Origin of the sequence: Kitasatospora sp. NPDC101183 (genome assembly GCF_044767945.1) — a bacterium.
GTDB lineage: Bacteria > Actinomycetota > Actinomycetes > Streptomycetales > Streptomycetaceae > Kitasatospora.
In genome coordinates this window covers 1-24,295 of sequence record NZ_JBIWOW010000047.1, presented here as the reverse complement: position 1 = coordinate 24,295, position 24,295 = coordinate 1, and the positions used below count along the sequence as shown (strand labels likewise).

17 protein-coding genes are annotated in these 24,295 nt (G+C 74.7%); 5 read left to right on the top strand and 12 right to left on the bottom strand.

Going from position 1 to position 24,295, the window contains the following annotated elements; genetic code table 11:
• Nucleotides 1-100: 100 nt before the first annotated feature.
• A complete protein-coding gene (eccCa, locus tag ACIRRS_RS36990) occupies nucleotides 101-4,042 on the top strand; it encodes a type VII secretion protein EccCa (protein ID WP_402980977.1) in 3,942 nt (1,313 codons plus the stop codon).
• Nucleotides 4,043-4,390: 348 nt separating this feature from the next.
• Entirely contained in the window at nucleotides 4,391-5,794 is a 1,404-nt protein-coding gene (locus ACIRRS_RS36985) for an APC family permease (RefSeq protein ID WP_402980974.1), read from the top strand.
• Between the two features lie 76 nt (nucleotides 5,795-5,870).
• Here the strand turns inward: ACIRRS_RS36985 and ACIRRS_RS36980 are convergent, their stop codons facing one another.
• The 6 genes from ACIRRS_RS36980 to ACIRRS_RS36955 all read right to left on the bottom strand — a co-directional run bounded on the left by ACIRRS_RS36980 (nucleotide 5,871) and on the right by ACIRRS_RS36955 (nucleotide 11,794).
• A complete protein-coding gene (locus ACIRRS_RS36980) occupies nucleotides 5,871-7,157 on the bottom strand; it encodes a hypothetical protein (RefSeq protein ID WP_402980971.1) in 1,287 nt (428 codons plus the stop codon).
• 170 nt (nucleotides 7,158-7,327) lie between these two features.
• Nucleotides 7,328-7,870, bottom strand: coding sequence for a SigE family RNA polymerase sigma factor (locus ACIRRS_RS36975; protein WP_402980968.1), 543 nt, complete (start codon nucleotides 7,868-7,870; stop codon nucleotides 7,328-7,330).
• Nucleotides 7,871-7,942: 72 nt separating this feature from the next.
• Nucleotides 7,943-9,187 (bottom strand): type VII secretion-associated serine protease mycosin, encoded by a 1,245-nt coding sequence (mycP, locus tag ACIRRS_RS36970; protein WP_402980965.1) that lies wholly within the window; start codon nucleotides 9,185-9,187, stop codon nucleotides 7,943-7,945.
• 104 nt (nucleotides 9,188-9,291) lie between these two features.
• Nucleotides 9,292-9,585 (bottom strand): WXG100 family type VII secretion target, encoded by a 294-nt coding sequence (locus ACIRRS_RS36965; RefSeq protein WP_402980963.1) that lies wholly within the window; start codon nucleotides 9,583-9,585, stop codon nucleotides 9,292-9,294.
• Nucleotides 9,586-9,632: 47 nt separating this feature from the next.
• Complete coding sequence (locus tag ACIRRS_RS36960; RefSeq protein ID WP_402980961.1) at nucleotides 9,633-9,938, bottom strand: WXG100 family type VII secretion target; 306 nt, start codon at nucleotides 9,936-9,938, stop codon at nucleotides 9,633-9,635.
• 194 nt (nucleotides 9,939-10,132) lie between these two features.
• Entirely contained in the window at nucleotides 10,133-11,794 is a 1,662-nt protein-coding gene (locus ACIRRS_RS36955) for a type VII secretion protein EccB (protein ID WP_402980958.1), read from the bottom strand.
• Nucleotides 11,795-12,014: 220 nt separating this feature from the next.
• Here ACIRRS_RS36955 and eccE point away from each other — a divergent pair, with 220 nt between their 5' ends.
• The 3 genes from eccE (at nucleotide 12,015) to ACIRRS_RS36940 (ending at nucleotide 16,407) form a co-directional block, all read left to right on the top strand.
• Complete coding sequence (gene eccE, locus ACIRRS_RS36950; protein WP_402980956.1) at nucleotides 12,015-13,436, top strand: type VII secretion protein EccE; 1,422 nt, start codon at nucleotides 12,015-12,017, stop codon at nucleotides 13,434-13,436.
• Entirely contained in the window at nucleotides 13,436-14,203 is a 768-nt protein-coding gene (locus ACIRRS_RS36945; RefSeq protein ID WP_402980953.1) for a hypothetical protein, read from the top strand. Before eccE ends, ACIRRS_RS36945 begins: the two co-directional genes overlap by 1 nt.
• A 107-nt stretch (nucleotides 14,204-14,310) precedes the next feature.
• Entirely contained in the window at nucleotides 14,311-16,407 is a 2,097-nt protein-coding gene (locus ACIRRS_RS36940; RefSeq protein WP_402980950.1) for an AAA family ATPase, read from the top strand.
• Between the two features lie 55 nt (nucleotides 16,408-16,462).
• On the opposite strand, the gene ACIRRS_RS36935 is transcribed toward ACIRRS_RS36940, so the two are convergent.
• The 6 genes from ACIRRS_RS36935 to ACIRRS_RS36910 form a co-directional block, all read right to left on the bottom strand.
• Nucleotides 16,463-17,407 carry a bifunctional riboflavin kinase/FAD synthetase gene (locus ACIRRS_RS36935; RefSeq protein WP_402980948.1) on the bottom strand — a complete coding sequence of 315 codons (945 nt, stop codon included), beginning with the start codon at nucleotides 17,405-17,407 and terminating at the stop codon, nucleotides 16,463-16,465.
• A gap of 65 nt (nucleotides 17,408-17,472) precedes the next feature.
• Nucleotides 17,473-20,937 carry a serine protease gene (locus ACIRRS_RS36930; RefSeq protein ID WP_402980945.1) on the bottom strand — a complete coding sequence of 1,155 codons (3,465 nt, stop codon included), beginning with the start codon at nucleotides 20,935-20,937 and terminating at the stop codon, nucleotides 17,473-17,475.
• A gap of 188 nt (nucleotides 20,938-21,125) precedes the next feature.
• A complete protein-coding gene (gene truB / locus ACIRRS_RS36925; protein WP_402980942.1) occupies nucleotides 21,126-22,031 on the bottom strand; it encodes a tRNA pseudouridine(55) synthase TruB in 906 nt (301 codons plus the stop codon).
• Nucleotides 22,032-22,075: 44 nt separating this feature from the next.
• A complete protein-coding gene (locus ACIRRS_RS36920) occupies nucleotides 22,076-23,179 on the bottom strand; it encodes a bifunctional oligoribonuclease/PAP phosphatase NrnA (protein ID WP_402980939.1) in 1,104 nt (367 codons plus the stop codon).
• 2 nt (nucleotides 23,180-23,181) lie between these two features.
• Entirely contained in the window at nucleotides 23,182-23,622 is a 441-nt protein-coding gene (rbfA, locus tag ACIRRS_RS36915; RefSeq protein ID WP_396287390.1) for a 30S ribosome-binding factor RbfA, read from the bottom strand.
• A gap of 150 nt (nucleotides 23,623-23,772) precedes the next feature.
• The gene (locus ACIRRS_RS36910; RefSeq protein ID WP_402980936.1) at nucleotides 23,773-24,069 is read right to left on the bottom strand and encodes a DUF503 domain-containing protein; all 297 of its coding nucleotides are present in this window, start codon (nucleotides 24,067-24,069) and stop codon (nucleotides 23,773-23,775) included.
• Nucleotides 24,070-24,295 lie beyond the last annotated feature (226 nt).

Below are 24,295 nucleotides of genomic sequence, written 5' to 3'. Positions count from 1 at the left end.
GGCGGGGCCGGTCGTCCGAAGTCCCGTACGAGCCGTACGAGTCCAGTTGCGTGAGGGCTGATTCCGAAGTGATCGATCGACGCCGCGGGGTGGATGACACATGGGTGTGATCACGGTCAAGCGCCCGGCCAGGGCCTATCCGCCGGCGGTGCCGGACGATCCGGTGGCGCTGGAGAGCCCGCCGGAGATTCCTCGGCACGGCGGCGAGGACTGGCTGATGAACATCCTGCCCATGCTGGGCATGGGCGGTTCGGCGGTGTTCTTCTTCGCTCCCGGCGCGCAGGCCGCGATGAAGATCATGGGCGGCCTGATGGTCGTCTCGACGCTGGGCATGGTGCTGGCGCAGGTCGTGCGGGCGCGCAAGGGCGGGTCGACGGCGCTGGCGGACGAGCGGCGCGACTACCTCAAGTACCTGCAGCAGATGCGCCGGCAGGTGCGGAGGACGGCGGAGAGCCAGCGCGGTGCGCTGCTGTACCTGAACCCGGCGCCGGACCAGCTGTGGTCGATCGTGGCGGACGGGCGGCGGCTGTGGGAACGGCGGTCGGGGGACGGCGACTTCGCGCAGATCCGGGTGGGTCTGGGGCCCGTCCAGCTGTCGACGCCGCTGGTGGCGCCGCAGACCGCGCCGAGGGACGAGCTGGAGCCGCTGTCCTCGGCGGCGATGCACTCGTTCCTGAAGGCGCACGGGACGTTGCAGGACCTGCCGCTGGCGGTGTCGCTGCGGGCGTTCTACCACATCACGGTGTGCGGGGACCCTGACTCTGTGTACGGCAACGTGCGGTCGGTGATCGCCCAGTTGACGACCCTGCACTCGCCGGACGACCTGCTGGTGGCGGTCGCGGCGGCGCCGGGCGCGGCCGAGGAGTGGGAGTGGACGAAGTGGCTCCCGCACAACCAGCACCGCAAGGAGGGCGACGGCGCGGGTTCGCGCCGGCTGACGGCCCACGACCTGGGCGAGCTGGAGTTCCTGCTGCAGGACGAGCTGGCGGGCCGCCAGCGGTTCGTCCGGGACGCGGCGCCGCAGTCGGACCAGCCGCACCTGGTGGTGGTGATGGACGGCGCGGCGGTGCCGCAGGACTCGCTGCTGGCGAGCCCGGAGGGGCTGCAGGGCGTGACGGTGATCGAGGTCGTGCCCGGTGAGGTGGACGAGCCGAGCGGGCACCTGATGGTGACGGTCACCTCGGAGGAGCTGGTGCTGCGTTCGGCCTCGGGGGCGACGTACACCGGCAAGCCGGACCTGCTGTCGACCTGGCAGTCGGAGGCGCTGGCGCGGCAGTTGGCGCCGTACCGGGTGTCGGCGGGCGGGGACGACGAGCCGCTGCTGTCGAACCTGGACTTCACGGACCTGATGAACTCGGGCGACCCGGGCTCCTTCGACGTGGCGCGCAGCTGGCGCACGAGGGCGCAGCACGAGCGGCTGCGGGTGCCGATCGGCGTGGGCGCGAACGGCGAGCAGGTGTACCTGGACATCAAGGAGGCCGCGCTGGAGGGCATGGGCCCGCACGGCCTGTGCGTGGGCGCGACCGGCTCCGGCAAGTCGGAGCTGCTGCGCACGCTGGTGCTGGCGCTGGCGATGACGCACTCCTCGGAGACGCTGAACTTCGTGCTCGCCGACTTCAAGGGCGGCGCGACGTTCCTGGGCATGGCGGACATGCCGCACACCTCGGCGGTGATCACCAACCTGGAGGGCGAGCTCACCCTGGTCGACCGCATGCGGGACGCGATCGAGGGCGAGCTGCACCGCCGCCAGGAGCTGCTGCACCGCTCGGGCAACTACGCGAACATCCACGAGTACGAGCGGGCGCGGGCGGCGGGCGCGGCGCTGGACCCGCTGCCCTCGCTGGTGCTGATCATCGACGAGTTCTCCGAACTGCTCACCGCCAAGCCGGACTTCATCGAGATGTTCATCCAGATCGGCCGGATCGGCCGCTCCCTGGGCGTGCACCTGCTGCTGGCCTCGCAGCGTCTGGAGGAGGGCAAGCTGCGCGGCCTGGACACGTACCTGTCGTACCGGATCGGTCTGCGGACGTTCTCGGCGGCGGAGTCGCGGGCGGCGATCGGCGTGCCGGACGCGTACCACCTGCCGCCGGTGCCGGGGGTGGGGTACCTGAAGTTCGGCGAGGACGTGATGGACCGGTTCAAGGCCGCGTACGTCTCGGGGCCGTACCGGGCGCCGGGGCAGCAGCGGGCGACGGGCGGGCGGCGGCTGAACGCGCGGCCGGTGGAGTTCACGGCGGCGTACGTGGACCTGCCGCCCCAGGTGGTGGAGGAGGCCCCGGCGGCGCCGGAGCAGGACGACGCGCTGGTGGACACGGTGCTGGACGTGTTCGTGCAGCGGATGACGGGCCAGGGCCCGGCGGCGCACCAGGTGTGGCTGCCGCCGCTGGAGGACGCGCCGAGCCTGGACCACCTGCTGCCGCCGCTGCAGGTGGTGCCGGAGCGCGGGCTGACGGCTCCGGGGTACCCGGGCGGGCGGCTGCGGGTGCCGATCGGCGTCGTGGACAAGCCGCGCGAGCAGAAGACGGACATCCTGGAGGTCGACTACTCCGGGGCGGCGGGCCACGGCCTGGTCGTGGGCGGTCCGCGCTCGGGCAAGTCGACGGTGGTGCGCACGATGGTGTCCTCGTTCGCCGTCACCCACACCCCGCGCGAGGCGCAGTTCTACCTGCTGGACTTCGGCGCGGGCAGTTTCGGCTCGCTGGCCGGGCTGCCGCACGTCGGCGGGGTGGCCGGGCGCCTGGACGTGGACAAGGTGCGCCGGATGGTCTCCGAGGTGCACGGGGTGCTGAACCGGCGCGAGGAGCTGTTCCGGGCGACCGGGATCGACACCATCGCGACGTACCGGGCCCGCCGGGCGGCGGGGCACCTGCCGGACGAGGCGTTCGGCGACGTGTTCCTGATGATCGACGGCTGGAACACCTTCAAGCAGGAGTTCGAGGCACTGGAGCAGGTGATCGCCGACATCGCGCAGCGCGGTCTGGGCTACGGCGTGCACCTGGTCGTCACGGCGGCCCGGTACGCGGAGGTGCGCCCGGCGCTGAAGGACCTGCTGCAGAACCGGGTGGAGCTGAAGCTCGGCGACGCGATGGAGTCGGAGGTGGACCGGCGCACGGCGCAGAACGTGCCGGCGCTGGCCGGGCGGGGCATCACCCCGGAGCGGCTGCACTTCCTGGCGGGCCTGCCCCGGCTGGACGGCGCCTCGACGGTGGAGGACCTCCAGGACGGGGTGGCCGCGATGGTCTCCGCCGTCGACGGCGCGTGGCAGGGCCCGCGCGCCCCGCAGGTGCGGATGCTGCCGGCGGTGCTGGACGGGACCGCGCTGCCGAAGGGCTTCGAGCACCCGGAGCGCGGGGTGGCCTTCGGCGTGGACGAGGCCGAGCTGGCGCCGGTGTTCGTCAACTTCGAGACGGACCCGCTGTTCATCGTGTTCGGCGACACCGAGTCGGGGAAGTCGGCGGTGCTGCGGCTGCTGATCAAGCAGATCACCGAGCGCTACACGCCGGACCAGGCGGGCATCGTGGTCGGCGACTACCGGCGCGCGCTGCTGGGCACGGTGCCGCCGGAGTACCTGGTGGAGTACGCGGCGGCGCAGCCCGCCATGGCGACGATCGTCGACATGCTGCGGGGGGCCTGCGCCCGCCGGCTGCCGGGCCCGGACGTGACCGCCGAGCAGCTGCGCAACCGCAGCTGGTACAGCGGCAAGGACATGTTCGTGATCGTGGACGACTACGAGCTGGTCGCGACGAGCTCGGGCAACCCGCTGGCGCCGCTGGCGGAGTTCCTGCCGTTCGCCCGGGACATCGGCCTGCGGGTGATCGTGGCGCGCAGCGCGGGCGGTGCCGGGCGCTCGCTGTACGAGCCGGTGATGCAGCGGATGCGCGAGCTGGGCGGGCAGGGCGTGGTCCTGTCCGGCAACCGGGACGAGGGCGCGCTGCTGGCCAACGTGCGGCCGCAGGCGCTGCCGCCGGGGCGCGGGGTGTTCGTGTCGCGCCGGGTGACCGCCGGGCAGATGGTGCAGACGGGCTGGCTGCCGGTGGCGTGAGCCTCCGCGACTGGGGCCGCTGTCGGTGACGCAGGGTGATCGAGGGGTCGGGCTCCGAGGAGTCCGGCCCCTCCGGCGTCCCAGGTGCCGAAACGTTACCGGGATATTTCGGGGCACGGGCTGCGGTTCCCGTACCCGGCGGGGCTGGTGCGGGGCCCGGCGAGGCGCCCGTCACCGCATGTTCATGCGCTCGTGTGCAACGGATTCCGCAGCGGTTCCGCCGTTGACGCGATCTGTACGCCCAAGGTTCCATTGCGGCCCGGGAGCGCACTGACCAGAACCCGAGCAACGAGCCAGCGGAGGCGATACCGCTCCCTTCCCAGGACCGCACAGCCGATCGGAAGCCCCATGACCGACACGCTTCGCCCGCCACACTCCGTAGCCGACACGGCGACCGGGGCGGCCGCACCCCAGCAACTCAAGCGCTCGATCGGCGTCGTGGGCGGCACCCTGCTCACACTGTCCTGCGTCACCCCGGCGTCGACGCTGTTCGTCATCGTCCCGGAGCTCTTCTCGAGCATCGGCAGCGCCACCGTGCTGGCGATCGCGATCGGCACCGTGCTGTGCGTGGCCGTGGCCTTCTGCTACTCCGAGCTCGGCACCCTGATCCCCAGCGCCGGCGGCGAGTACGCGATGGTCGGCACCCTGGCGGGGCGGCTGATGGGCTGGCTGGTCTTCGTGCTCTCGCTGATCGTGGTGATGATCGTCCCCTCGGTCATCGCCCTGGGCACGGCGGACTACCTGGCGCCGGTGCTGCACCTGGACAAGGCGATGACGGGCGCCGCGGTGATGCTGGCCGCCACCCTGGCGGGCCTGCTGGACCTGCGCGCCAACGCCTGGATCACGGGCGTCTTCCTCGTCCTGGAGGTCATCGCGGCCGGCGTCGTCGCGGTGCTCGGCTTCTCGCACGCCAACCCGGACGCGCCGAGCATGCTGCACGGCGTGGTCGCCGGGGACAACGGCGCCGTCACCACGGTGAGCGTGGGCGCCATCGTCGGCGCGCTCGGCATCGCCCTGTTCATCACCCAGGGCTTCTCCACCGCCGTCTACCTCTCCGAGGAGATGGAGAACCCGCGCCGAAACGTCTCGCGCACCGTGCTGTGGACGCTCGGCATCTCCTCCGCGATCATCCTGATCCCGGTCGCCGCGATCACCGTGGGCGCCCCCGACCTGCAGACCCTGACCGCGGGCGACCTGCCCGCCATGGTCACCGCGTGGAGCAACTCGGCGGTCGGCACCTTCATCAGCCTGTGCGTGGCGCTGGCCATCATCAACGCCGGCATCGTCATGGTCATCCAGAACTCCCGGGTGCTGTTCGCCTCCGCCCGTGACAAGGCCTGGCCGGAGCCGGTCAACAAGGCCTTCTCCACCCTGGGCCGCTTCGGCTCCCCCTGGGTCGCCACCCTGGCGGTCGGCCTGCCCGGCGCCGCGCTGTGCTTCGTCAAGGGCGAGCTGCTGAGCAACATCACCGGCGTCGCCGTCACCGGGATGTACCTGCTGGTCGCGATCGCCGCGCTGCTGTCGCGCCGGGCCCACCACAAGCACGCCGCCGCCTGGCGGATGCCGCTGTGGCCCGTCGTCCCGGCCGTGCTGGTCGCCGTGCTGCTGTACGTGATGACCAAGCTGGACGCCGAGCCCCTGCTGTGGACGGGCGGCATCACCGCCGCCGCCACCCTCTACTGGCTGTTCTACCTGCGCCCCCGGCAGGACACCCGCTGGGTGATCAGCCTCCCCGAGGACCAGCGGAACTAGAGCCACACCCCTCCCCCACACGGCGGTGCCCCGGGCCTCCCCCAGCCCGGGGCACCGCCGCTCTTCGTGGGGAGCGTTACTTCTTGAGCTTCCAGTCCGGGCCGAGGGCGATGACCTTCATCTGCTCGTCGGTCAGCACCGGGGCGGGGCGGGTCGCCGGGGTCTTCTGGGTGCCGCTGTTGAAGGAGCTGATCACCACCCGCAGGCCGTCCGGGTGGAGGGTGTCGACCGTCCACATGCCCGGGTTGCCGCCCTCCTTGCGGATCAGCACCTTGGTGCCGTCGGGCAGGGTCTGGGCGCCGGCGTACATCGTGGGGTCCTGGCCGCGGCTCCAGTCCTGCACGTTGAGCTGGACCAGCGACTTGCCCTTGCCGTCGTTCAGCACGAAGTTGGCGTAGCCCTCGCCGTCGGCGGAGACCTCCGTCTCCTTGAGGCCGGCCGGCAGCAGCTTGGCGGTGATGTCCAGGATCTCCTGGGCGGTGTACTCCTTGCTGGTGTCGCGCGGCTTGACCGGCTTGGGCTCGGGGATCGCGGCGACGACCTTGTCCCACGACCTGTCGGTCACGATCGCCTGGAGCTGCGCCGGGCTGAGCGGCGGCTTCGGACGGCTGTCCGGCGAGCCCTTCTCGGCCGCGGAGTTCCACTCGGACAGCTCGATCTGGCGGCCGTCCTTGCCGATCAGCTTGGCGTTCCACCACTTGGTGCTGACGTGCCGGTCCGGGTACTCGTAGCCCTGGAGGACCGTCAGGGTGCCGCCGTCGACCTTGATGGTGGTGCAGTCGTCGTACGGGACGAGCTTCTTGTCCGGGCAGACGTTCTGCGCGCGGTTCGGGTCGTTCTCCGCGAGGCGGGTGATCGAGATGCCCATCGCGGACTTGCCCTGGCCGTCGTCGAAGACCAGGGAGGCGACCGCGTTGACGCCGGCGCCCTCCGGCTTGCCGGCCGGCGGCTCGGTGCCGGTGCCCGTGCCGTTGGTGACCTGGCCGGCGGGCAGCAGCGCCTTGAAGGCCTCCAGCACCGCGGCGCCGCTGACCGGGGGCGCCGCGGTGGGCTTGGCGGCGGCGGAGGGCGCGGAGGCCGGGGAGATCCCGGTGGCCGGCGGGGTGTCGGAGGCGGCGGCGACGACCGCGGCGCCGTCCTTCGGCTGGGAGCCGGTGAGGTAGACGGCGCCGCCGCCCACCAGGGCCAGCGCCGTCGCGGTGCCGAGCACGGCGGCGGTGGACCGGCGGCGCCAGCGGCGGCGGCCGCGCTCGTAGCCGCCCGCCACCAGGGCGGCGCGGTCGGAGCCGTCGGGGGCGAAGCCCTCGCCGGAGCGGCTCATGGCGACGATCAGATCGTCATCGAACTTGTCGGATTCAGACATGGCTGGTCACCGTCTCCTCGGTTCAGGGGTGGTGGGGTCACGGGTGGTACGACGACGGACGGCGCCGCCGCGCTTCGCGACGGGCCTCACGACGGGTTTCGGAACGTGCTTCGCGACGGGCTTCACAACGGACTTCACAACGGGCTTCACAACGGGCTTCACGACGGGCCTCAGCGGACGGCGAGTTCGTCCAGCGAATCGCCGAGCAGGGTGCGCAGCCTGGCCAGTGCGCGGGTGGTGCGGGTGCGGACGGCGCCGGAGGAGGCGCGCATCGCCTCGGCCGTCTCCTCGACGCTGCGGTCCTCCCAGAACCGCAGCACCAGGACGGCCCGGTCCTTGGCCGGGAGCCGGCCGAGGGCCTCGATCAGGGTCAGCCGCAGGGCGCTGTCCCCGTCCTCCCGCCCCTGCGGCTCCGGCAGGTCGCCGGTGGGGCGCTCGCTGCTGGAGCGGCGGCGCTGCTGGGAGAGGAAGACGCGCACCATCACGGTGTGGGTGTAGGCCGCCGGGTTGTCGATCCGGCCCCTGCCCCCGGTGAAGGCGCTGCGCCGCCACAGCACGTACATCCGGCCGAGGGCCTCCTGGACGAGGTCCTCGGCGTAGTGGGTGTCGCCGCTGGTGAGCAGGCAGGCCGAGCGGTAGAGGTGGCCGGTGCGACCGGAGACGAGCTCCAGGAACTCCGCGTCCTTGGCCTCCCGGCCCCTGACCCACCCCATGCCACCGCTCCCCCGCCGTCCGCGTGCTCTGACACCTCTAGGACGTGGTGAGCGGCAGGCGGTGTTACAAACCTATTCGCCGGCCTGTCCGGCGGCGCGGCGGCGGTGGTCGCGCAGCACCACGCCGCCGCCGATCAGCAGGGCCACCAGCAGCGCGCCGACGCCGAGCACGTACGTCGCGGTGCGCCCGTCCCGGTCGGCCCGCGTCTCGCCCAGGCCCACCGGCCGCGGCAGGATCGGGGCGGCGGCCAGCTGCACCGGGGCGTCCTCGGCGGGCGCGGACGGCGCGTCCGCGGGCGCCTTGACGACGGCCTTGACCGGGTCCACCACGCCCCAGCCGATGAAGCGGTTCGGGCCGCGCTCGGTGCGCTGGGCGCTCTGCTCGATCCAGGCCCGCACCTGGGCGGCCGACCAGGTCGGGTGGGCGCCGACGAGGAGCGCGGCCAGCCCGGAGACGTACGGGGCGGCGAAGCTGGTGCCGCTGTCCACGCACTGGCCGCCGCCGGGGACGGTGGAGAGCATCTCGACGCCGGGGGCCGCGACCTTCACGAAGGCGCCGAACTGGGAGAACGGCGCGCGCTCGTTGTTGCGGTCGGAGGCGCCGACGGCCAGGACGGTCGGGAAGGCGGCCGGGTAGGTGTCGCCCTCCTTGCCGTCGTTGCCGGTGGAGGCGACGATCACGGCCCGGTGGTCCTCGGCGTACTGGACGGCCGCCTGGAGGTCCGCGTAGCCGCTGAAGCGGGCGTCGCCCGCGCCGCGCACGTCCTGGGAGATGTTGACGACCCGGGCGCCGTGGTCGACGGCGTAGCGGATGGCGGCGGTGAGGGAGGCGACGTCGCCGTGCCCCTCGGCGTCGTTCTGGCGGATCGACAGGATCTGGGCGTCGGGGGCGAGGCCGACGAAGCCGGTGCTCGCGCGCGGGCGGGCGGCGATGATGCCGGCGACCTTGGTGCCGTGGCCGACCGGGTCCTCGACGGACCTCCCGGGGATCGGGGTGTTGTTGTTCTGCTTGTCGACGAGCAGGTTGGGGCCCTCGTCGACCTTGTCCCTGAGCTGCGGGTTGGTGACGTCCACGCCGGTGTCGATGACGGCGACCTTCACGTTCCGGCCCGTGGTCGCCCCGCCCTGCCACAGCTCGTCCAGCAGCAGGCGCTGCAGGGACCAGGGGACGGTCGGCACCTCGGGCGCGGGCTTGGGGCAGTCGCCGGCGGCGGCGATGCCGGGGCCGTCCGCGTGCGCGGGGGCGGCGAGCGGGCCGCCCAGGACGGCGAGCGCGGCCAGTGCCGCGGCGGCCCTGCGGTAGCGGTGTCCAGGCACCCTGCCACTCCTCAATGTCGTCCTCCCCCGTCCCGCGCGTCGGGGGCGGGCGCCCGTGAACCGGGTGCCCGCCCCCTGCCGTGTTCCCGTCCGGGAACGCCGGATCAGCCCTGCCAGAGCTTGGCGTTGGCGTCCTCGGTGTTCTTGTACTGGATCGCGGCGGACTCCAGCGAGGACGCGATCTGCCCGCAGACGGTCTGGATGTGCGCGGCCTTCGTGTCCCACTGCGTCTGGTGGGCCTGGTAGCCCTCCTGGGCCGCACCCTGCCAGCTCGCGGCGATGCGCTTGACGTCGCCCTTGAGGTCGTTGAGCAGGTGGTCGATGCGCGAGGCGACGCCCTTCACCTCCTCGGCGGCGTGGTGGACGGTCTGGAAGTTGACGAGGATGTGGTCGGTCACGATGTCTCCCTTGGACGAGGTGGGGCGCGGCGGTGGGGGTGCGGAGGTCAGCCCTGGGCGGAGGTGAACTGCTGCGACTGCTCCGACTCGGTGCGCGCGTACTGCTGCGTCGTCCGCTCGATCGCTTCCTGGATCGCGTGGAGGGACTTGTTGAGCGCCGCCACGTCCTCGTTGAACGAGTGCTGCAGGGTGGTGTAGGCGGTGGCCGCCTGGCCCTTCCAGCCGCTCGTGATGTTGGTGACGGTGTTGGTGAGCTTGGTCTGCTCCTGCTGGATCTTGTGGATCGCCTCACCGATCCGCTTGGCGAAAGCGGTCATCTCCTGCGCGGTCATCGTGAACTGACCAGAAGCCATGCTCCACCGTCCCCCATGAGAAACATCCTGTATACGGACGGGCCCGGAACGGCCTGCCGTGGCATCACCCGTGTGATGTCCAGGAGCACTGTAGTCGGCATACGCAGCTCGCCCAACACCGATTGGTCGAGCAGTTACCAGACCATGACACTGGTGCCAACTCCTGTGCCCCGCCTGGCCGATCAGCTGATCGGTCAGGCGTTCTGCGGCTGCGCCGCGCCCTTCGCCGTCAGCGGCGGGCCGGCCGGGACCAGGTTCGACCACCTGAGCGGGACGGGCAGCGCCTGGACGCCCTGGTAGCCCAACCGCGCCTGGTTGCCGCCCGGTTCGTCCTGCTGCTGCGGCGCGCCCTGCTGCTGGTCGCCCGCCCCCGGCGTGGGCTGGGCCGTACTCGGCTGCGGCGAGGGCGACTTGGCGGCGCTCGGCCCGCCCCCTCCGTCGCCGTTGGACGGCACCGAGTAGCGCAGCCCCGTCTCGGTGATCAGGAAGTCCGTGCCGGAGCCGCCCGCCTGGGCGTCCACCGCCCGGTAGAAGAGGCCGTGACCGGGCGTCACGTACGCGGCGCCGGCGCCGTTGTTGTACGGCGCCGGGTAGGCCGGGCCCGCCCAGACGCTGCGCCTGGCGGTGCGGCCGTCCTCGGCGACGCCGTCGTAGGTGCTGCACACCACCAGCCGGCGCTGGGACTCCTGGGGGTCCTTCCAGTTGTTCACCGGCGCGCCCGTGCGCAGCGGCCAGTCGTCCCCCGTGCCGGGCAGCTTGACGTCGCCGCCGCGCAGGGACTGGTCGGCCGGGGTCATCGCGTCGCTGCGCGGCTGCTTGTCCTGGTCGTACTTGTAGAGCATCCCGTAGGCCGGGTTCTGCCGGATCAGCTCCGCCTGGAACGCCGTGACCACGTAGAGCTGGTCCTTGCCGACGACGTAGTGGCGGTCCTGGTAGTGCACCAGCCGCCCGACCCTGCGGTCCGCCGGATTGTCCAGCTCCACCCTGGAGTTGGCGCCCGGGGTGTCGGCCACGTCCTTGAGGTCCGGGAAGGTGATCGGCGTCCCCGGGACGAGGGTCTCCAGCCAGTCCCGCTTGACCCGCTGCGGCACCGCGTTGGGCCCGAACACCGCCGTGACCAGTGACTTCCGCTCCGTGTCGCTGGACTGCGGCGTGCCGATCTCGTGCCGGCGGCCCTGCGCGTCCACCAGGAACACCGGCGCGGCCGCCTGGCCCGCCGCTCCGGTGGACACCTGCTGGTCGTCGGCCTGCTGCACCAGCAGCAGCTGGTCCGGGGAGAGCATCCGGTCCTTGGCCGCCAGCGCGTCCGCGTCCTGGCCGGCCGCCACGAACACCGCCTGGTTGACGGTCGCCTGCTTGTCGTCCGAGCCCGGGCGGTCGCAGACCGACCACTTCATCGACCGGCTCGCGTTGTCCTTCGTCGGCAACTTGTCCGGCGCGTACGGGATGCCGATCGTCGGGCCGTGGTTCGGGTAGCGGTCCAGGACCCCGTCGTCGACGACCACCACCTGGGCGCCGGCCGGCAGCACCAGCCGCGCCGAGGACATGTTCAGCACCTGGTGCAGGCGCTTGGTCCTCCCGTCCGGGTCGGTCAGGATCACGTACCGGGTCGTCGAGGTCTTGCCCTGGATGATGGCCTTGCCCTCGTCCCAGTGCAGCGGCGCGCTCGGCTTGAACACCCCCCAGACGCCGAAGCCCGCGACGATCACCGCCCCCGCCAGCACACTCGGCAGCACCGCCTTGACGGGCCGCGGCGCGTCCTCGTCGCTGCCGCCGCCCGAGGGCAGCAGGAACGCCCCCACCGTGCGCTTCCTGGCGAAGGTGTACGCGTTCAGCTCGTCCCGGCGCGATGCCATGTGCTCGTCGTCCCCCTTGTCGGACTTGCCTGTTGGGCCTGTCCCCTGACGGCCCGGCGCCCCGCCCCCGTGCTCCGCACCCGCCGGGCGACCGGCTGGATCTGAAAGCGAGGGCCCGAACCCTCTACGATGCGGCAGCGGACGGTGAGTACGGTACGGGTACGGTCCACGAACCAGCCAGCCGGGCCGCGACATCCGAGTCAGAGAGGGCCACCGGGGGATGCCTAGCCAGACCGCTCGACGACGCCGCGACACCGAAGGGGAGGAAGGGCCGCCCCGCACCGGTCGGTCGCGGCGCGGCGGCCGGGGCCGGGCCACGCCCGAGCGGGCCCCCGCGCCCGCCGCCGCACCGGCGCCGGGCAGCGGCGCGGGGCCCGTCAGCGTGCGGATCAACCCCCGGCCGGGGCTGCTGGGCGGCAGGTTGAGGCTCCACCAGCTCGTCCTGGTCGAGGTCGCCGCCGCCCTCGTCGCGGTCGGCTGGACGATCAGCCGCCCGGTCGCCGCCGGGTTCGGCGCCGTCTCCCTGGTGCTGCTCCTGCTCGCCGTGGTCCGGCTGCGCGGCCGCAGCCTCCCCGAGCTGCTGCGGGTGCGCTCCGACCTCAAGTCCCGCCGCCGCCAGGCCCGTACGCTGCTGCCGCCGGCCGGAACCGACCCGGCGCTGGCCCCCGTGCTGGAGCTCGAACCCGCGCTGCGCACCTGCACCCACGCCACCGAGGCCGACCTGGGCGGGCGCCCGGTGCGCCGCGAGACCGGCATGGTCGGCGACGGGACGTTCCTGACCTCGGTGCTGCTCGTCCAGGCCAAGGACCAGCCGCTGCGCCCGGTGCGCACCGCGCTGCCGCTCCCGCTGGACGTGATCTGCTCGGCTCTGACCGTCGACGACATCGCGCTGGAGTCCGTGCAGCTCGTCCAGCACACCCAGCCCGCCCCGGCCAAGCACCTGCCCGAGCAGTCGCTCGCCGCCCGCGCCTACCGCGAACTCCCCGACGGCACCGCCACCCCGGGGCTTCGGCTCACCTGGATCGCGCTCAAGCTCGACCCCGAGCGCGCCGCGGCGGCCGTACGGGCCCGGGGCGGCGGCGAGGAGGGCGCCCGCAAGGCGCTGCAGCGGGTGACCGACCAGCTCGCCGGGCGGCTCAACAGCTCCGGGTTCAACGCGACCGTGCTGGACGAGCGCGAGCTCATCGCCGCCCTGGCCATCTCCACCTGCGCCAACCCGATCGCGGTCGCCGGCCGCCAGGGCACCGGCAGCGGCGGCGGCACCACCCGCCGCACCCAGGAGGGCAACCGCTTCTGGCGCATCGACGACCGCTGGCACAGCACCTACTGGGTGTCCCGCTGGCCGCAGTTGGGCCGCCCCGGCGGCGCCCCCGGCCGGATCGGCGCGCCCGACCTCGTCAACCTGGTCACCGGAGCCGCCGCCCTGGCCGGCACCTTCAGCCTCACCGCCGGGCACGGCACCGGCGGGTCGGTGACGGTCAGCGGGCACCTGCGGGTCACCGGGCGCACCGAGGACGAACTCGGGGACCTCGGCCGCCAGGTGGAGACCAGGGCGCAGAGCGCCGGCCTCGGCCTCGTCCGGCTCGACCTGGAGCAGGCCCCCGGCGTGCTCGCCACCCTGCCGCTGGGAGGAGCGTCCTGATGGCGTACCAGACCCACCCCTCCCCCGACCCGACGCCGGGCGCCGAGCGCCGCCGCGTCCGGCCGCGCGTGCTGCCCGGGTTCGGGCTGCGCGGCCCGCGCCGGGAGAAGCACGTGCTGGAGGCGGGCGACCTCGCGGCGATGGCCTTCCCGGTCGGGGACGACGGCGTGGTGATCGGCGTCGACCCGCAGGGCCTGCCCGCCGTGCTCGGCCTCTTCCGCCCCAGCGCGTACGACCTGGTGCTGGTCGGCGGCGTGTGGACGGCGCAGGTCATCGCGCTGCGGGCGGCCGCGATCGGCGCCCGGGTCGCGGTGGAGACGGCCCGCGCGCAGCTGTGGGGCCCGATGGCGCAGGCCGCGGGCGGCGGGCAGCCGTGCGTGACGGTCCACCAGGTCGGACGGCTCGGCCCGCAGGGCGCCTCCGTCGCCTCGCCCGTCCTGGTGGTGCGCGACCTCGGCGCCCGCCCGCCGCGCAGCCGGCTCTCCGCCGCGCCCTGGCAGACCACGCTGACCCTGCTGCCGTACCTGGGCCCGAACGCGGCCCGGGTCCTCAACGCCGCCGACCTCGTCGGCGTGCAGCGGATCTCCCCGCAGGAGGCGGAGCTGACGGGCCGGGTGCTGTCCCTGCCGCCGGAGGACGTGGCGGCGCTGCCCACCCTCGGCGACGACCTGACGCTGTGGGCCACCCGGATGCGGCGCCAGTACGTCCGGGCCGTGGCCGGGCAGGCGGAGCAGCAGGTGCTCGGCGGGCCGCGGCGGATGGACTGACGGTGCCACGGACCTCGGCCGCCTTCTTCGGGGGTTGCCGTACGGCCTAGTCTTTGTTGCGGCAACGGCACCGCTGAACTAGCGGCGGCGAACACGAGGGAGCCCCAGTGAGCAGCGATCGGGACGGCGTCTACGTCGGCGACAACGCGGCGGAGGACGAGGACGACTGGTCCGACGCGCCCGATTACACTCCCCCGTCCTGGTACGTGCAGACGGAGACGGCGGGGGCGGCTGCCGCTCCGACGCCTCCCGTCGTTCCGGTTGCTCCGGTTGCTCCGGCCGTCGAGGCGGTTCCGGTTCCTGCGCCCGCCCCGGTGGCGGAGGCCCCCGTGCCCGCCCCGCCGGTGCAGGCCGAGGCGCAGCACGTCCCGTTCCCCGCGCCGCAGCCGCCCACCGCTCAGGCCGAGCCCGCCCCGCCCACCGTCGTCCCCCCGGCCGCGCCGGCGGCCCCCGCGGCCCCGGTCGCGCCGCTCGCCCAGGCGCCCGCCCGCATTCCGGGGCCCGCCGCCGAGTGGCAGCCGCAGGCCACCCCGCTCTGGCCGGGCCCGGAGGCTGCGGCCCAGCCGCTGCCCCAGCCCCAGCCACCGGCCCAGCCGCTGCCCCAGCCCGTCCCGGCCCCGCAGCCGTACCCGGCCGTCGGCGCGCCCGCCCAGCCGGGGCCGCCTCAGCAGCCCTGGGCCGCGCAGCCGCCCGTGCCGCAGGCCCCGCAGGCCGTACAGCCTCCGCAGCCCGCGCACCCGCAGCCTCCGCTGGACCCGCAGGCCGCCTGGGCCGTGCAGCCGCCGCAGCAGGCCGCGCACCCGCAGCCCCCGGTGGACCCGCGCCAGGGCGGCTGGCCGCAGCCCGCCGCCTACCAGCAGCCCGGCCAGCCCGTCGCCCCCGGCCAGCCGCAGCCCCCGCAGCCCTGGGCGCAGCAGCCCCCGGCCGCCGCGCAGCCCGCCGCGTTCCAGCAGGCCGCCGCCCCTCAGCAGACCGCGCACGGCGCTCCGCTCGGCTACACCGCCGCCGTCGAGCTGTCCTCGGACCGGCTCCTGCGCAGCCAGCCCAAGCAGCAGCGCCAGCAGCCCCGCTTCCAGTTCGGCGGCAAGGCCGCGGCGGCCGAGAAGGCCCGCAGGCTGGAGATCATCCGCACGCCGGTGCTGAGCTGCTACCGGATCGCCGTGATCAGCCTCAAGGGCGGCGTCGGCAAGACCACGACCACCACCGCGCTCGGCGCGACCCTGGCCAGCGAGCGCCAGGACAAGGTGATCGCGATCGACGCCAACCCGGACGCGGGCACCCTGGGCCGCCGGGTCAAGCGCCAGACCGGCGCGACCATCCGCGACCTGGTGACGGCCATCCCGCACCTGCGCAGCTACATGGACATCCGTCAGTTCACCTCCCAGGACCTCAACTCGGGCCTGGAGATCCTGGCGAACGACGTCGACCCGGCCGTCTCGACGACCTTCAACGACTCGGACTACCGCCAGGTCATCGACGTGCTGGGCCGCCAGTACCCGATCATCCTGACCGACTCCGGCACCGGTCTGCTCTACAGCGCGATGCGCGGGGTGCTGGACCTCGCCGACCAGCTGATCATCGTCTCCACCCCCAGCGTGGACGGCGCCTCCAGCGCCTCGACCACCCTGGACTGGCTCTCCGCCCACGGCTACGCCGACCTGGTGCAGCGCAGCATCACGGTGGTGTCCGGGGTGCGCGAGACCAGCAAGATGATCAAGGTCGAGGACATCGTCGCGCACTTCCAGACCCGCTGCCGCGGCGTCGTCGTGGTGCCCTTCGACGAGAGCCTGGCGGCCGGCGCCGAGGTCAACCTCGACATGATGCGGCCCAAGGTCCGCGAGGCGTACTTCGAGCTGGCCACCCTGGTCGGCGAGGACATCGTCCGGGCCCAGCAGACGGCCGCCCAGCAGTCCGGCTGGCAGCAGCAGGCGCAGCAGGCGCCCTACTCCCAGCCGGGGCAGCCGGGACAGCCCGGACAGCCGCAGCCGTACGGGGCGCCCCAGCAGCAGCCCGCGCCCGGTGCGCCGTGGGGGCCCCAGCCCGGCCAGGCGGCGCCCCAGCCCGGCTACGCCTGGCCGCAGCCCCAGCAGGCCCAGCCGTACGCCGACCCCCAGCCCCAGCCGTACGCCGACCCGCAGCAGCAGGCCCCCCAGCCCCCGCCGCCGCCCGGGTACGGCTACCCGCAGCCGCCCGCGCACCCGTAGGCACGAGGAAGGGCCCGCCGGACACCCGGCGGGCCCTTCCTCGTCGCCCCGGCGCTCACACGCCGTCGGTCAGCTCCCGGGCGCGCTTGACGTCGTCGGCCATCCGGTCGAGCAGCGCGTCGATGGAGTCGAACTTCTCCATCCCGCGCAGGTAGGCCAGGAAGTCCACGGCCACGTGCAGCCCGTACAGGTCCAGGCCCACCCGGTCGATGGCGTACGCCTCGACGGTGCGCGCCGTGCCGTCGAAGGTCGGGTTGGTGCCCACCGAGATCGCCGCCGGCATCCGCTCGCCCTCGGCCGTCAGCCAGCCCGCGTAGACGCCGTCCGCCGGGATCGCGCTGTGCGGCACGGTCTCCACGTTGGCGGTCGGGTAGCCGAGTTCGCGTCCGCGCTGCGCTCCGCGCACCACCACGCCCTCGACCCGGTGCGGGCGGCCGAGCACCTCGCCGGCGCCCGCCATGTCCCCGCTGCCGACGAGGCGGCGGATCAGGCTGGACGAGAACGGCTCGCCGTCCCCGGCGGTGCCGCACACCTGGAGGTCGACGACCTCGACCTCGAAGTCGTCGGCCCGGCCCAGCTCGGCGAGCAGGGCGACGTCCCCGGCGGCCCGGTGCCCGAAGCGGAAGTTGGGGCCCTCGATGACGACCTTGGCGTGCAGCGCGTCCACCAGGACCTGCTGGACGAAGGTCTCCGGGGATTCCTGGGAGAACGCGGTGGTGAAGGGCAGCACCAGCACCGCGTCCACGCCGAGTTCGGCGATCAGCTCGGCGCGGCGCGGGTGCGGCGCGAGCAGCGGCGGGTGGCTACCCGGGCGGATGACCTCGCGCGGGTGCGGGTCGAAGGTCACCACGACCGAGGGGAGGCCGAGTTCGCAGGCCCGCTCGACCGCCCGTCCGATGATCAGCTGATGCCCGCGGTGGACCCCGTCGAACGAGCCGATGGTGACGACGCCGCGCCCCCAGTCACCGGGGATCTCCTCCAGGCCACGCCAGCGCTGCACCCGAGTGCTCCTTGTTCCGTACGGTGCGTACCCTCGGTACGCTCAAACGCTCAAAACCCGAACCCCTATAGCGTGCCATGCGCCTGCCCGGGCTCCGGCACCGGAATGCGGGTTGGGCGCATCACAGGCCCGAGCGGCTCCCGCTCGGCCTCGGCCGCGGCGTACCGGGGGTCGCGCCCGGCCGCGACGAGCGCCCGCAGCCGGGCCAGCCGGGGGCCGTCGGGCGCGGTCGGGGCGGCGTCGCGGGGCCAGCGGGCGAGCAGGGCGGCGAAGGCCGCCGAGCGGACGGCGCAGCGCACCAGCAGCTCGTCCGCGCCCGGCAGCCCGGGGGTCGCCCGGGCCAGGACGGCGCGCACCCGGGCCGGCTTCTCGGCCGCGCAGTACTCGGCCAGCCGTTCGACGGCGGCGGTGAGCACCAGCTCGTCCGTCTCGGCGGCGAGCAGGTCGTCCAGCAGCTCGCAGCGCAGCGCGTCCGCCGCCGGCTCGGCCACCGGTACGGACAGCGCCTCGGCGAAGGGCCGGCGCACCTCGGCCGTCCGGGCGCCGAGCGCGGCGGCGAGCAGCATCCGCAGCTCCAGCCGGGCGGCCGGGCCCGCTCCCCCGCCCGCCAGCCGGCGGCCGAGGTAGTCGACGGCCACGGCGCGGGCCCGCTGCGGGTCGGCGCGCAGCAGCCGGGCGGCGAGGTCGGCGCCGCGCCGGGCGGCCCGCGGGGCGCGGGCGTCGGCGAGCACCCGCAGCACCTCCCGGTCCGCCGGGAGTTCGGCGAGCGCGGCCAGCACGGCCTCCGGGTCGCTCTCCAGGGCCGGGGCGAGGGCGCGCGGGGTGAGGAAGGCGTCGCCGCCGGCCCGCAGCAGGGCGAGCGCGGCGGGCAGGTGCTCGGCCCGGGTGGCCGGGTCGGCGACCAGCAGGGCCAGTGCGGCGCCGTGCAGCCCGGGCTCCTCCTCGCGGGCGAGCAGGGTCAGCGCGCCGTAGCGCAGCAGTTCGGCCCCGGCCCCGGCGGCGTACGGGGCGGTGCGCAGCGCGTGCACGGCGGCGGCGACGTGCCGTTCGGGCCGCCGGTCGTGGCTCCAGCGGTCGACGGCGCGGCAGAGCGCGGAGGGCTCCTCGGCGGCGAGCACCGTCAGCAGGGCGTCCGCCCGGGGGTGGGCCGCGTCGGCCAGGGCGTCGGCCAACTCGTCCAGGCCGAGCCGGCGGTGGGCGTACAGCAGCTCGTGGGCGAGGTCCGCCGAGCGGCCCTCCTCGAACCAGCCGCACAGCAGCGGGAACACCGCCGCCGGATCGGCCCGCAGGCGCTCCGCCACGGTGTCCAGGAAGCCCCGGTCGACGGCCGCCAGGGGCCGCAGCAGGGCGATTTCGGCCTCGACGGGCAGCCCGAGGCCGGTCCAGAACGCGGGGCCGAAGCGGCCGGGCCCGTCGGCGGGCAGCGCGGCCCACCCGCCGGCCGCGGCAGCGCGTTCGGCGATGCGGCCGGCCAACCGGCCGAGCAGGTCGCGGTGTTCGGCCGGGTCGGGGCTCATGGCCAGGGCGTCGGCCAGCAACCGGGCGGACCACCAGGCGGGTTCGCTGCCCGCCGGCCGCAACTCCAGGGCGCGGGCGAGCCGGTGCAGCCACGGGTCCAGGGAGGCGGCGCCCCAGGTGTCGGCGACCCGGGTGAGCGCGGCGGCCACCGGGCCGATCCGGTGCCGGGGGACGGCGTTGGCCGCGTCGCCGGGCCGCACGTCCTCCACCTCGCCGAGCAGCAGCCGCAGCGCCGCGTCCAGGTCCAGGTGCAGGCCCTGCAGCCAGTCCGCGAACTCCCCGTGCGCGAACCGGAATCCGGGCCCGGCGGGGGCGAACAGGCCCTCGGCGAGCACCGCCGCCCCCCAGCCGCCCTCGGCCGGGAACAGCTCCTCGAAGGCCTCCCGCCCCAGCGCCCCGGCCTCCGAGCCGCCGAGCATCCGCCGCGCCGCCTCGTGCACCCGCCCGGCCACCGCCGCCGCGAGCCTGCGCACCCGCCCCGGCCCCGGCTCGGCGGGCCGGGCCGCACCCCGGCGGTGGGCGCCGCGCCCGCGGCCGCTCCCGGCCAGGCGCCGGGCCGTGCGCAGGCACAGCAGGTCGAGGTGGGCGGAGAACAGCTCCCCGCGCCGCGCCGGCCCGCCCCGCACGCCCTCGGCCCACAGCTCCCCGGCGAGGCGGACGGCCAACGGGTGCCGGGCGTCCGCGCCCCCGGGTCGGCCCGGCGGCAGCCCGTAGCGGCGGCGCACCCGCTCGGCGGCCTCGGCCGGCAGCGGGCCCAGCCGCCACCCGGCCAGGGTCGGCGCGCCCGGCCCGCCGCCGTCCATCCGTACGGTCGGGGCACCCGCGAGGTCCCCGTCCGGCGCGGGCTCCTCCCGCAGCGGCCCGGGGCCGGGCCCGCTGCGCCAGGGCCGCTCGGCGAGGCGCTCCCAGGTCTCCTCCCCACAGGCCGTCAGCAGCCGGGCGCCGCAGCCGGTCAGCCACTGCCCCGCGCCGTACAGCCGGCCGGGCTCCAGCGGGACGGGCGCCTCCTCGGGGCCGTCGAGGACGATCAGCAGCGGCCGGCCCGCGGCGGCGCACAGGGCAGCGGCCGGTTCGGGCGCGGGCGCCGGGACGCCGAGGGCGGCGGCGCAGGCCGCCAGGGCCCGTTCGACGGGCTCGGCGAGCGAGCGGTCCCCGGCGCGCAGGTCGGCTCCGCGCAGCCACAGGGTGGGCAGGCCGTCGGCCGCCCGGCGCAGGGCGAGGGCGGCGAGTTCGGTGGAGCGCCCGCTGCCGGGAGGGCCGACCAGCGCGGTGACGGTGGACTCCGGCTCGTCCCGCGCCGGGCCGTCCGACCGATCGACCCGGTCGGCGGCCAGGCCCGCCGCCCCGGGGGCGGCGGCCAGCTGCGCGGCGGCCAGCCGCAGCACCCCGGCGAGGTTGAGCGCGGGCCCGTACCCGGGCACGGCCGCCGCGTTGCGCGCCAGCAGCTCCGCCAGCGCCCCGGCGGCGGGGAGCGCGCCGCCCCCGGCGGGCACGGCGGGCAGCGCGCCCCCGTACCGCGGCGAGCGCAGCCCGGGCGCGGCCAGGGCCACCACCGCGCCGCTGCGGGCGTCCAGCACCGGCGCCCCGGCGGGCACCTCGCCCCTGCGGGCCGTCGGCACGTCCAGCAGCAGCACCCCGCCGACGGCCCCGAGCAGCCCGCAGCGCAGCGCGACCGTCCGCTCCCCGTCACCGACCGGTACGGGCAGCAGCAGCTCCTGCCCTCCCACGGCGGCGGCCACCGGCAGCGGCGGCACCGGCAGCCCGCCGACGGCCTCGGTGCGCAGCAGCGCGAGCCCGTGCGCGGGCAGCGGCAGGACGGCCTCCGGGCCGAGCACCCTGGTCTGGCCGCCGGGGGTGTGCAGCACGAGCCGGTCCAGCCCGGCGACGGCCTCGTCGGCCGTCAGCACGGTGCCCTGCGGGTCCGCGACGAACCCGAGCCCGTGCAGCCGCCCGTCGAGGTCGCGGATGTGCAGCAGATGGCGCCCCGGATCGCCCTCGTGCCAGCCCGCCATGACCCGCCCCCTGTCGCTCGCCCGTCCACCGCCCGGAGCCTGCCCACCGCCCCGGCGGCCCGACCGCGCCTGCGCCGCTCACCACCGGCGTTCACCTCGCGCGCTCCCCCGCCCGGGTGAACCTCGTCCGAAAACGACCAGGCCCCCGCCGGAAGGTTCTCCGGCGGGGGCCTGAACTCCCTGGTCGGTCAGCCGACGAAGACGGCGACGGGCTTCGCCTGCCCGTCCTTCTCCTCCACCAGCGCGAGGAAGCGCCCGTCCGGCCCGAACACCGCGATCGGACCGTCCACGCCCATCCCCGGCGCCTTCAGCCGGGAGCCGTGCGAGAGCTTCTCGGCGGAGGCCTCGTCCAGGTCCCAGCGGGGGAAGGCGGCGTCCGCGGCCTCGCCGATCGGCAGCACCTCCAGCTTCTCTTCCAACTGCTCCAGCGTCCGCGCCGACTCCACCCCGTACGGCCCGACCCTGGTGCGCCGCAGCGCCGTCAGGTGCCCGCCGACGCCCAGCCCGGCGCCCAGGTCGCGGGCCAGCGCCCGGATGTAGGTGCCGGAGGAGCACTCGACGGTCACGTCCAGGTCGATCACCGGCGTCCCGTCCTCGGCGACGGCCGACCGCTGCGCGTGCACGGTGAAGGAGTGGATCGTGGTCGGCCGGGCGGCCAGCTCGAACTCCTCGCCCTCACGGACGCGCGCGTACGAGCGCTTGCCGTCGATCTTGATCGCGCTGACCTTCGACGGGACCTGGAGGATCTCGCCGGTGAGCGCCGCGATCCCCGCGTCGATCGCCTCCCGGGTCACGGCGTCGGCCGGGGCGGAGGCGGTGACCTCACCCTCCCGGTCGTCGGTGACCGTGCTCTGGCCGAGCCGGATGGTCGCCTCGTACGTCTTGGCGGTCAACATCAGGTGGCCGAGGAGCCGGGTGGCCCGCTCGACGCCGATCACCAGGACGCCGGTGGCCATCGGGTCCAGCGTGCCTGCGTGGCCCACCTTCCGCGTCCCGGCCAGCCACCGCATCTTGGCGACGACCCCGTGGGAGGTGATGCCCTCGGGCTTGTCGACGATCACCAGGCCGTCCGGGCCGGTGCCTTTGCGCTTCATCGGGTTCTTTCTGTCCAACTCTGTCCAACGGCATTCGCAAGTGCTCAAGTTACCGGCCGCAGCGCGCCCCGGAACCGCTCGACCACCTCGTCGACGCCCTCCCGGGTGCTGAACCCGGCCGCGAAGACGTGCCCCCCGCCGCCGAGTTCGGCGCAGGCGGCGGCCACGTCCACCACGCCCTTGGAGCGCGAGGAGCCGCGCAGGGTGCCGTCCGGGTCCTGCTTGAGCACCAGCGCCACCTCGGCCTCGGCCGGGCGGCGCAGGATGTCGATCAGCCCCTCGATCTCCTCCACGGTGACGCTGAACAGCGCCAGGTCCTGGTACGGGACCCATGTCCAGACCAGGCCCAGCCCGCCGGCCGCCTCCGGCTCGTACACGGCCCGGTCGAGGGCGGCGGCGAGCACCTTGAGGTAGCCGAAGGAGGAGGTGTCCCACAGCTGCCGGGAGATCAGGTCGTGCCGGATGCCGGTGGCCAGCAGCCGCCCGGCGAGTTCGTGGGTGGCGGGCGTGGTCGCCCGGTACTTGAAGCTGCCGGTGTCGGTGGCGACCCCGGTGTAGAGGCAGGTGGCCAGCTCCTGGTCGAGCTCCACGCCGAGGCGGCGCAGCAGCTCGTCCACCAGGACGGCGGTGGCCGGCGCGGCCGGGTCGATCAACTGGTGGGTGCCGAAGCCCGGGTTGGAGGCGTGGTGGTCGACGACCACCAGCACGGGCGCGGCGAAGGCCTTGTCGTGCAGCAGGCCCAGACGGCTCTGCGCGGCCACGTCGAAGCAGAGCACCAGCTCGGGGACGTCCGGCACCTCGGAGGCCGGGACGATCAGCTCCTGGCCGGGCAGGAAGGCCAGCGACTCGGGCACGATCTGCGGGTCGTCCCCGAAGGAGACCCGCACCTCCTTGCCGAGCGCCCGCAGCGCCAGCGCCGCCGCCAGGGAGGAGCCCAGCGCGTCGCCGTCCGGGCAGATGTGGCAGATCAGGTCGATCGAGCGCGCCCGGCCGATCTCCGCCACCACCTGCTGCCAGACCAGCTCGAAGCCGCTCTCCTCGGTACGCGGCCCGGGGAGCGCCGCGAGGGCACCCTCCACCGTGCTGGTGGAGGACGCCCCCGTGGTCGATCCGGCTCGGGAGGCGGCCCGAGCCGGCTCACCCGCCATGACTACTCGTCCTCGTCGTCACGCTCGGACGCGGGGACCTTGTACGGGTCCGCGTCACCGGCGTACGCCGCGCCCGCGGCGGTGGTGCGCACCGCCGCGTCGATGGCCTTGGCCCGGTCGAGCAGGTCGTCGATGTTCCGGGCGTTCTCCGGCAGCGCGTCCGCGACGAAGGTCAGCGTCGGGGTGAAGCGCACCCCGATCTTGCCGACCTCGGAGCGGATGACGCCCTTGGCGCTCTCCAGCGCCGCCGCCGTGGCCTCGCGGTCGGTCTCGTCACCGAAGACGGTGTAGAAGACGGTGGCCTCGCGCAGGTCGCCCGTCACCCGGGTGTCGGTGATGGTCACGAACCCGAGCCTCGGGTCCTTGATCCGGCGCTCCAGGGTCTGGGCGACGACCACCTGGATGCGGTCGGCGAGCTTGCGCGCCCTTGCGGTGTCGGTCACGTTGCCTCCTCGTGCAGTGGGCGGTACCCGGGTGAGCTGCGCACCCGTCGGGGCCCACGCCCCAAAGTACCGGCCCGCGCCCGGCCTTGCGGGCGCTCTCGGTCCTGAACCGTGTGAGAACGGCGACTTCCGTCCGCCGGCTCCACGGCCTCACTCGTCGTCGTCGTTGTGGTACCTCCTCCTCGCGGAGAGGAGCTGCACCTCGGGGCGGCCGGCGACCAACCGCTCACAGCTGTCCAGGACCTCGGTGACGTACGCGGCGTCTCCGGAGACCACCGCCAGGCCGATCTCGGCCCTGCGGTGGAGGTCCTGGTTCCCGGTCTCGGCAGCGCACACGCTGTACTTGCGCTGCAGTTCGGCCACGACGGGCCGCACGATCGAACGCTTCTCCTTGAGCGAGTGGACGTCGCCCAGGAGCAGGTCGAAGGTGAGTGTTCCCACGAACATGTATGACAGGTCTCGCCGACCTGAAGGCCTAGGGAAGCAGCCCTGAACCGGGCTGCGTGAACTACCCCGGACCCTACACAGCGAGACCGGGGCCGGGGGGCCCCGCACACCCCCCCCCCCCCGCCCCCCCCCCCCCCCCCGCCCCGCGGGGCGCGTCCCGGCAGTGGTTGGTCCACCCCAGGGGCCCCCCCCACCACTAGGCGACCCCCCACCCGGGCCCCCCGGC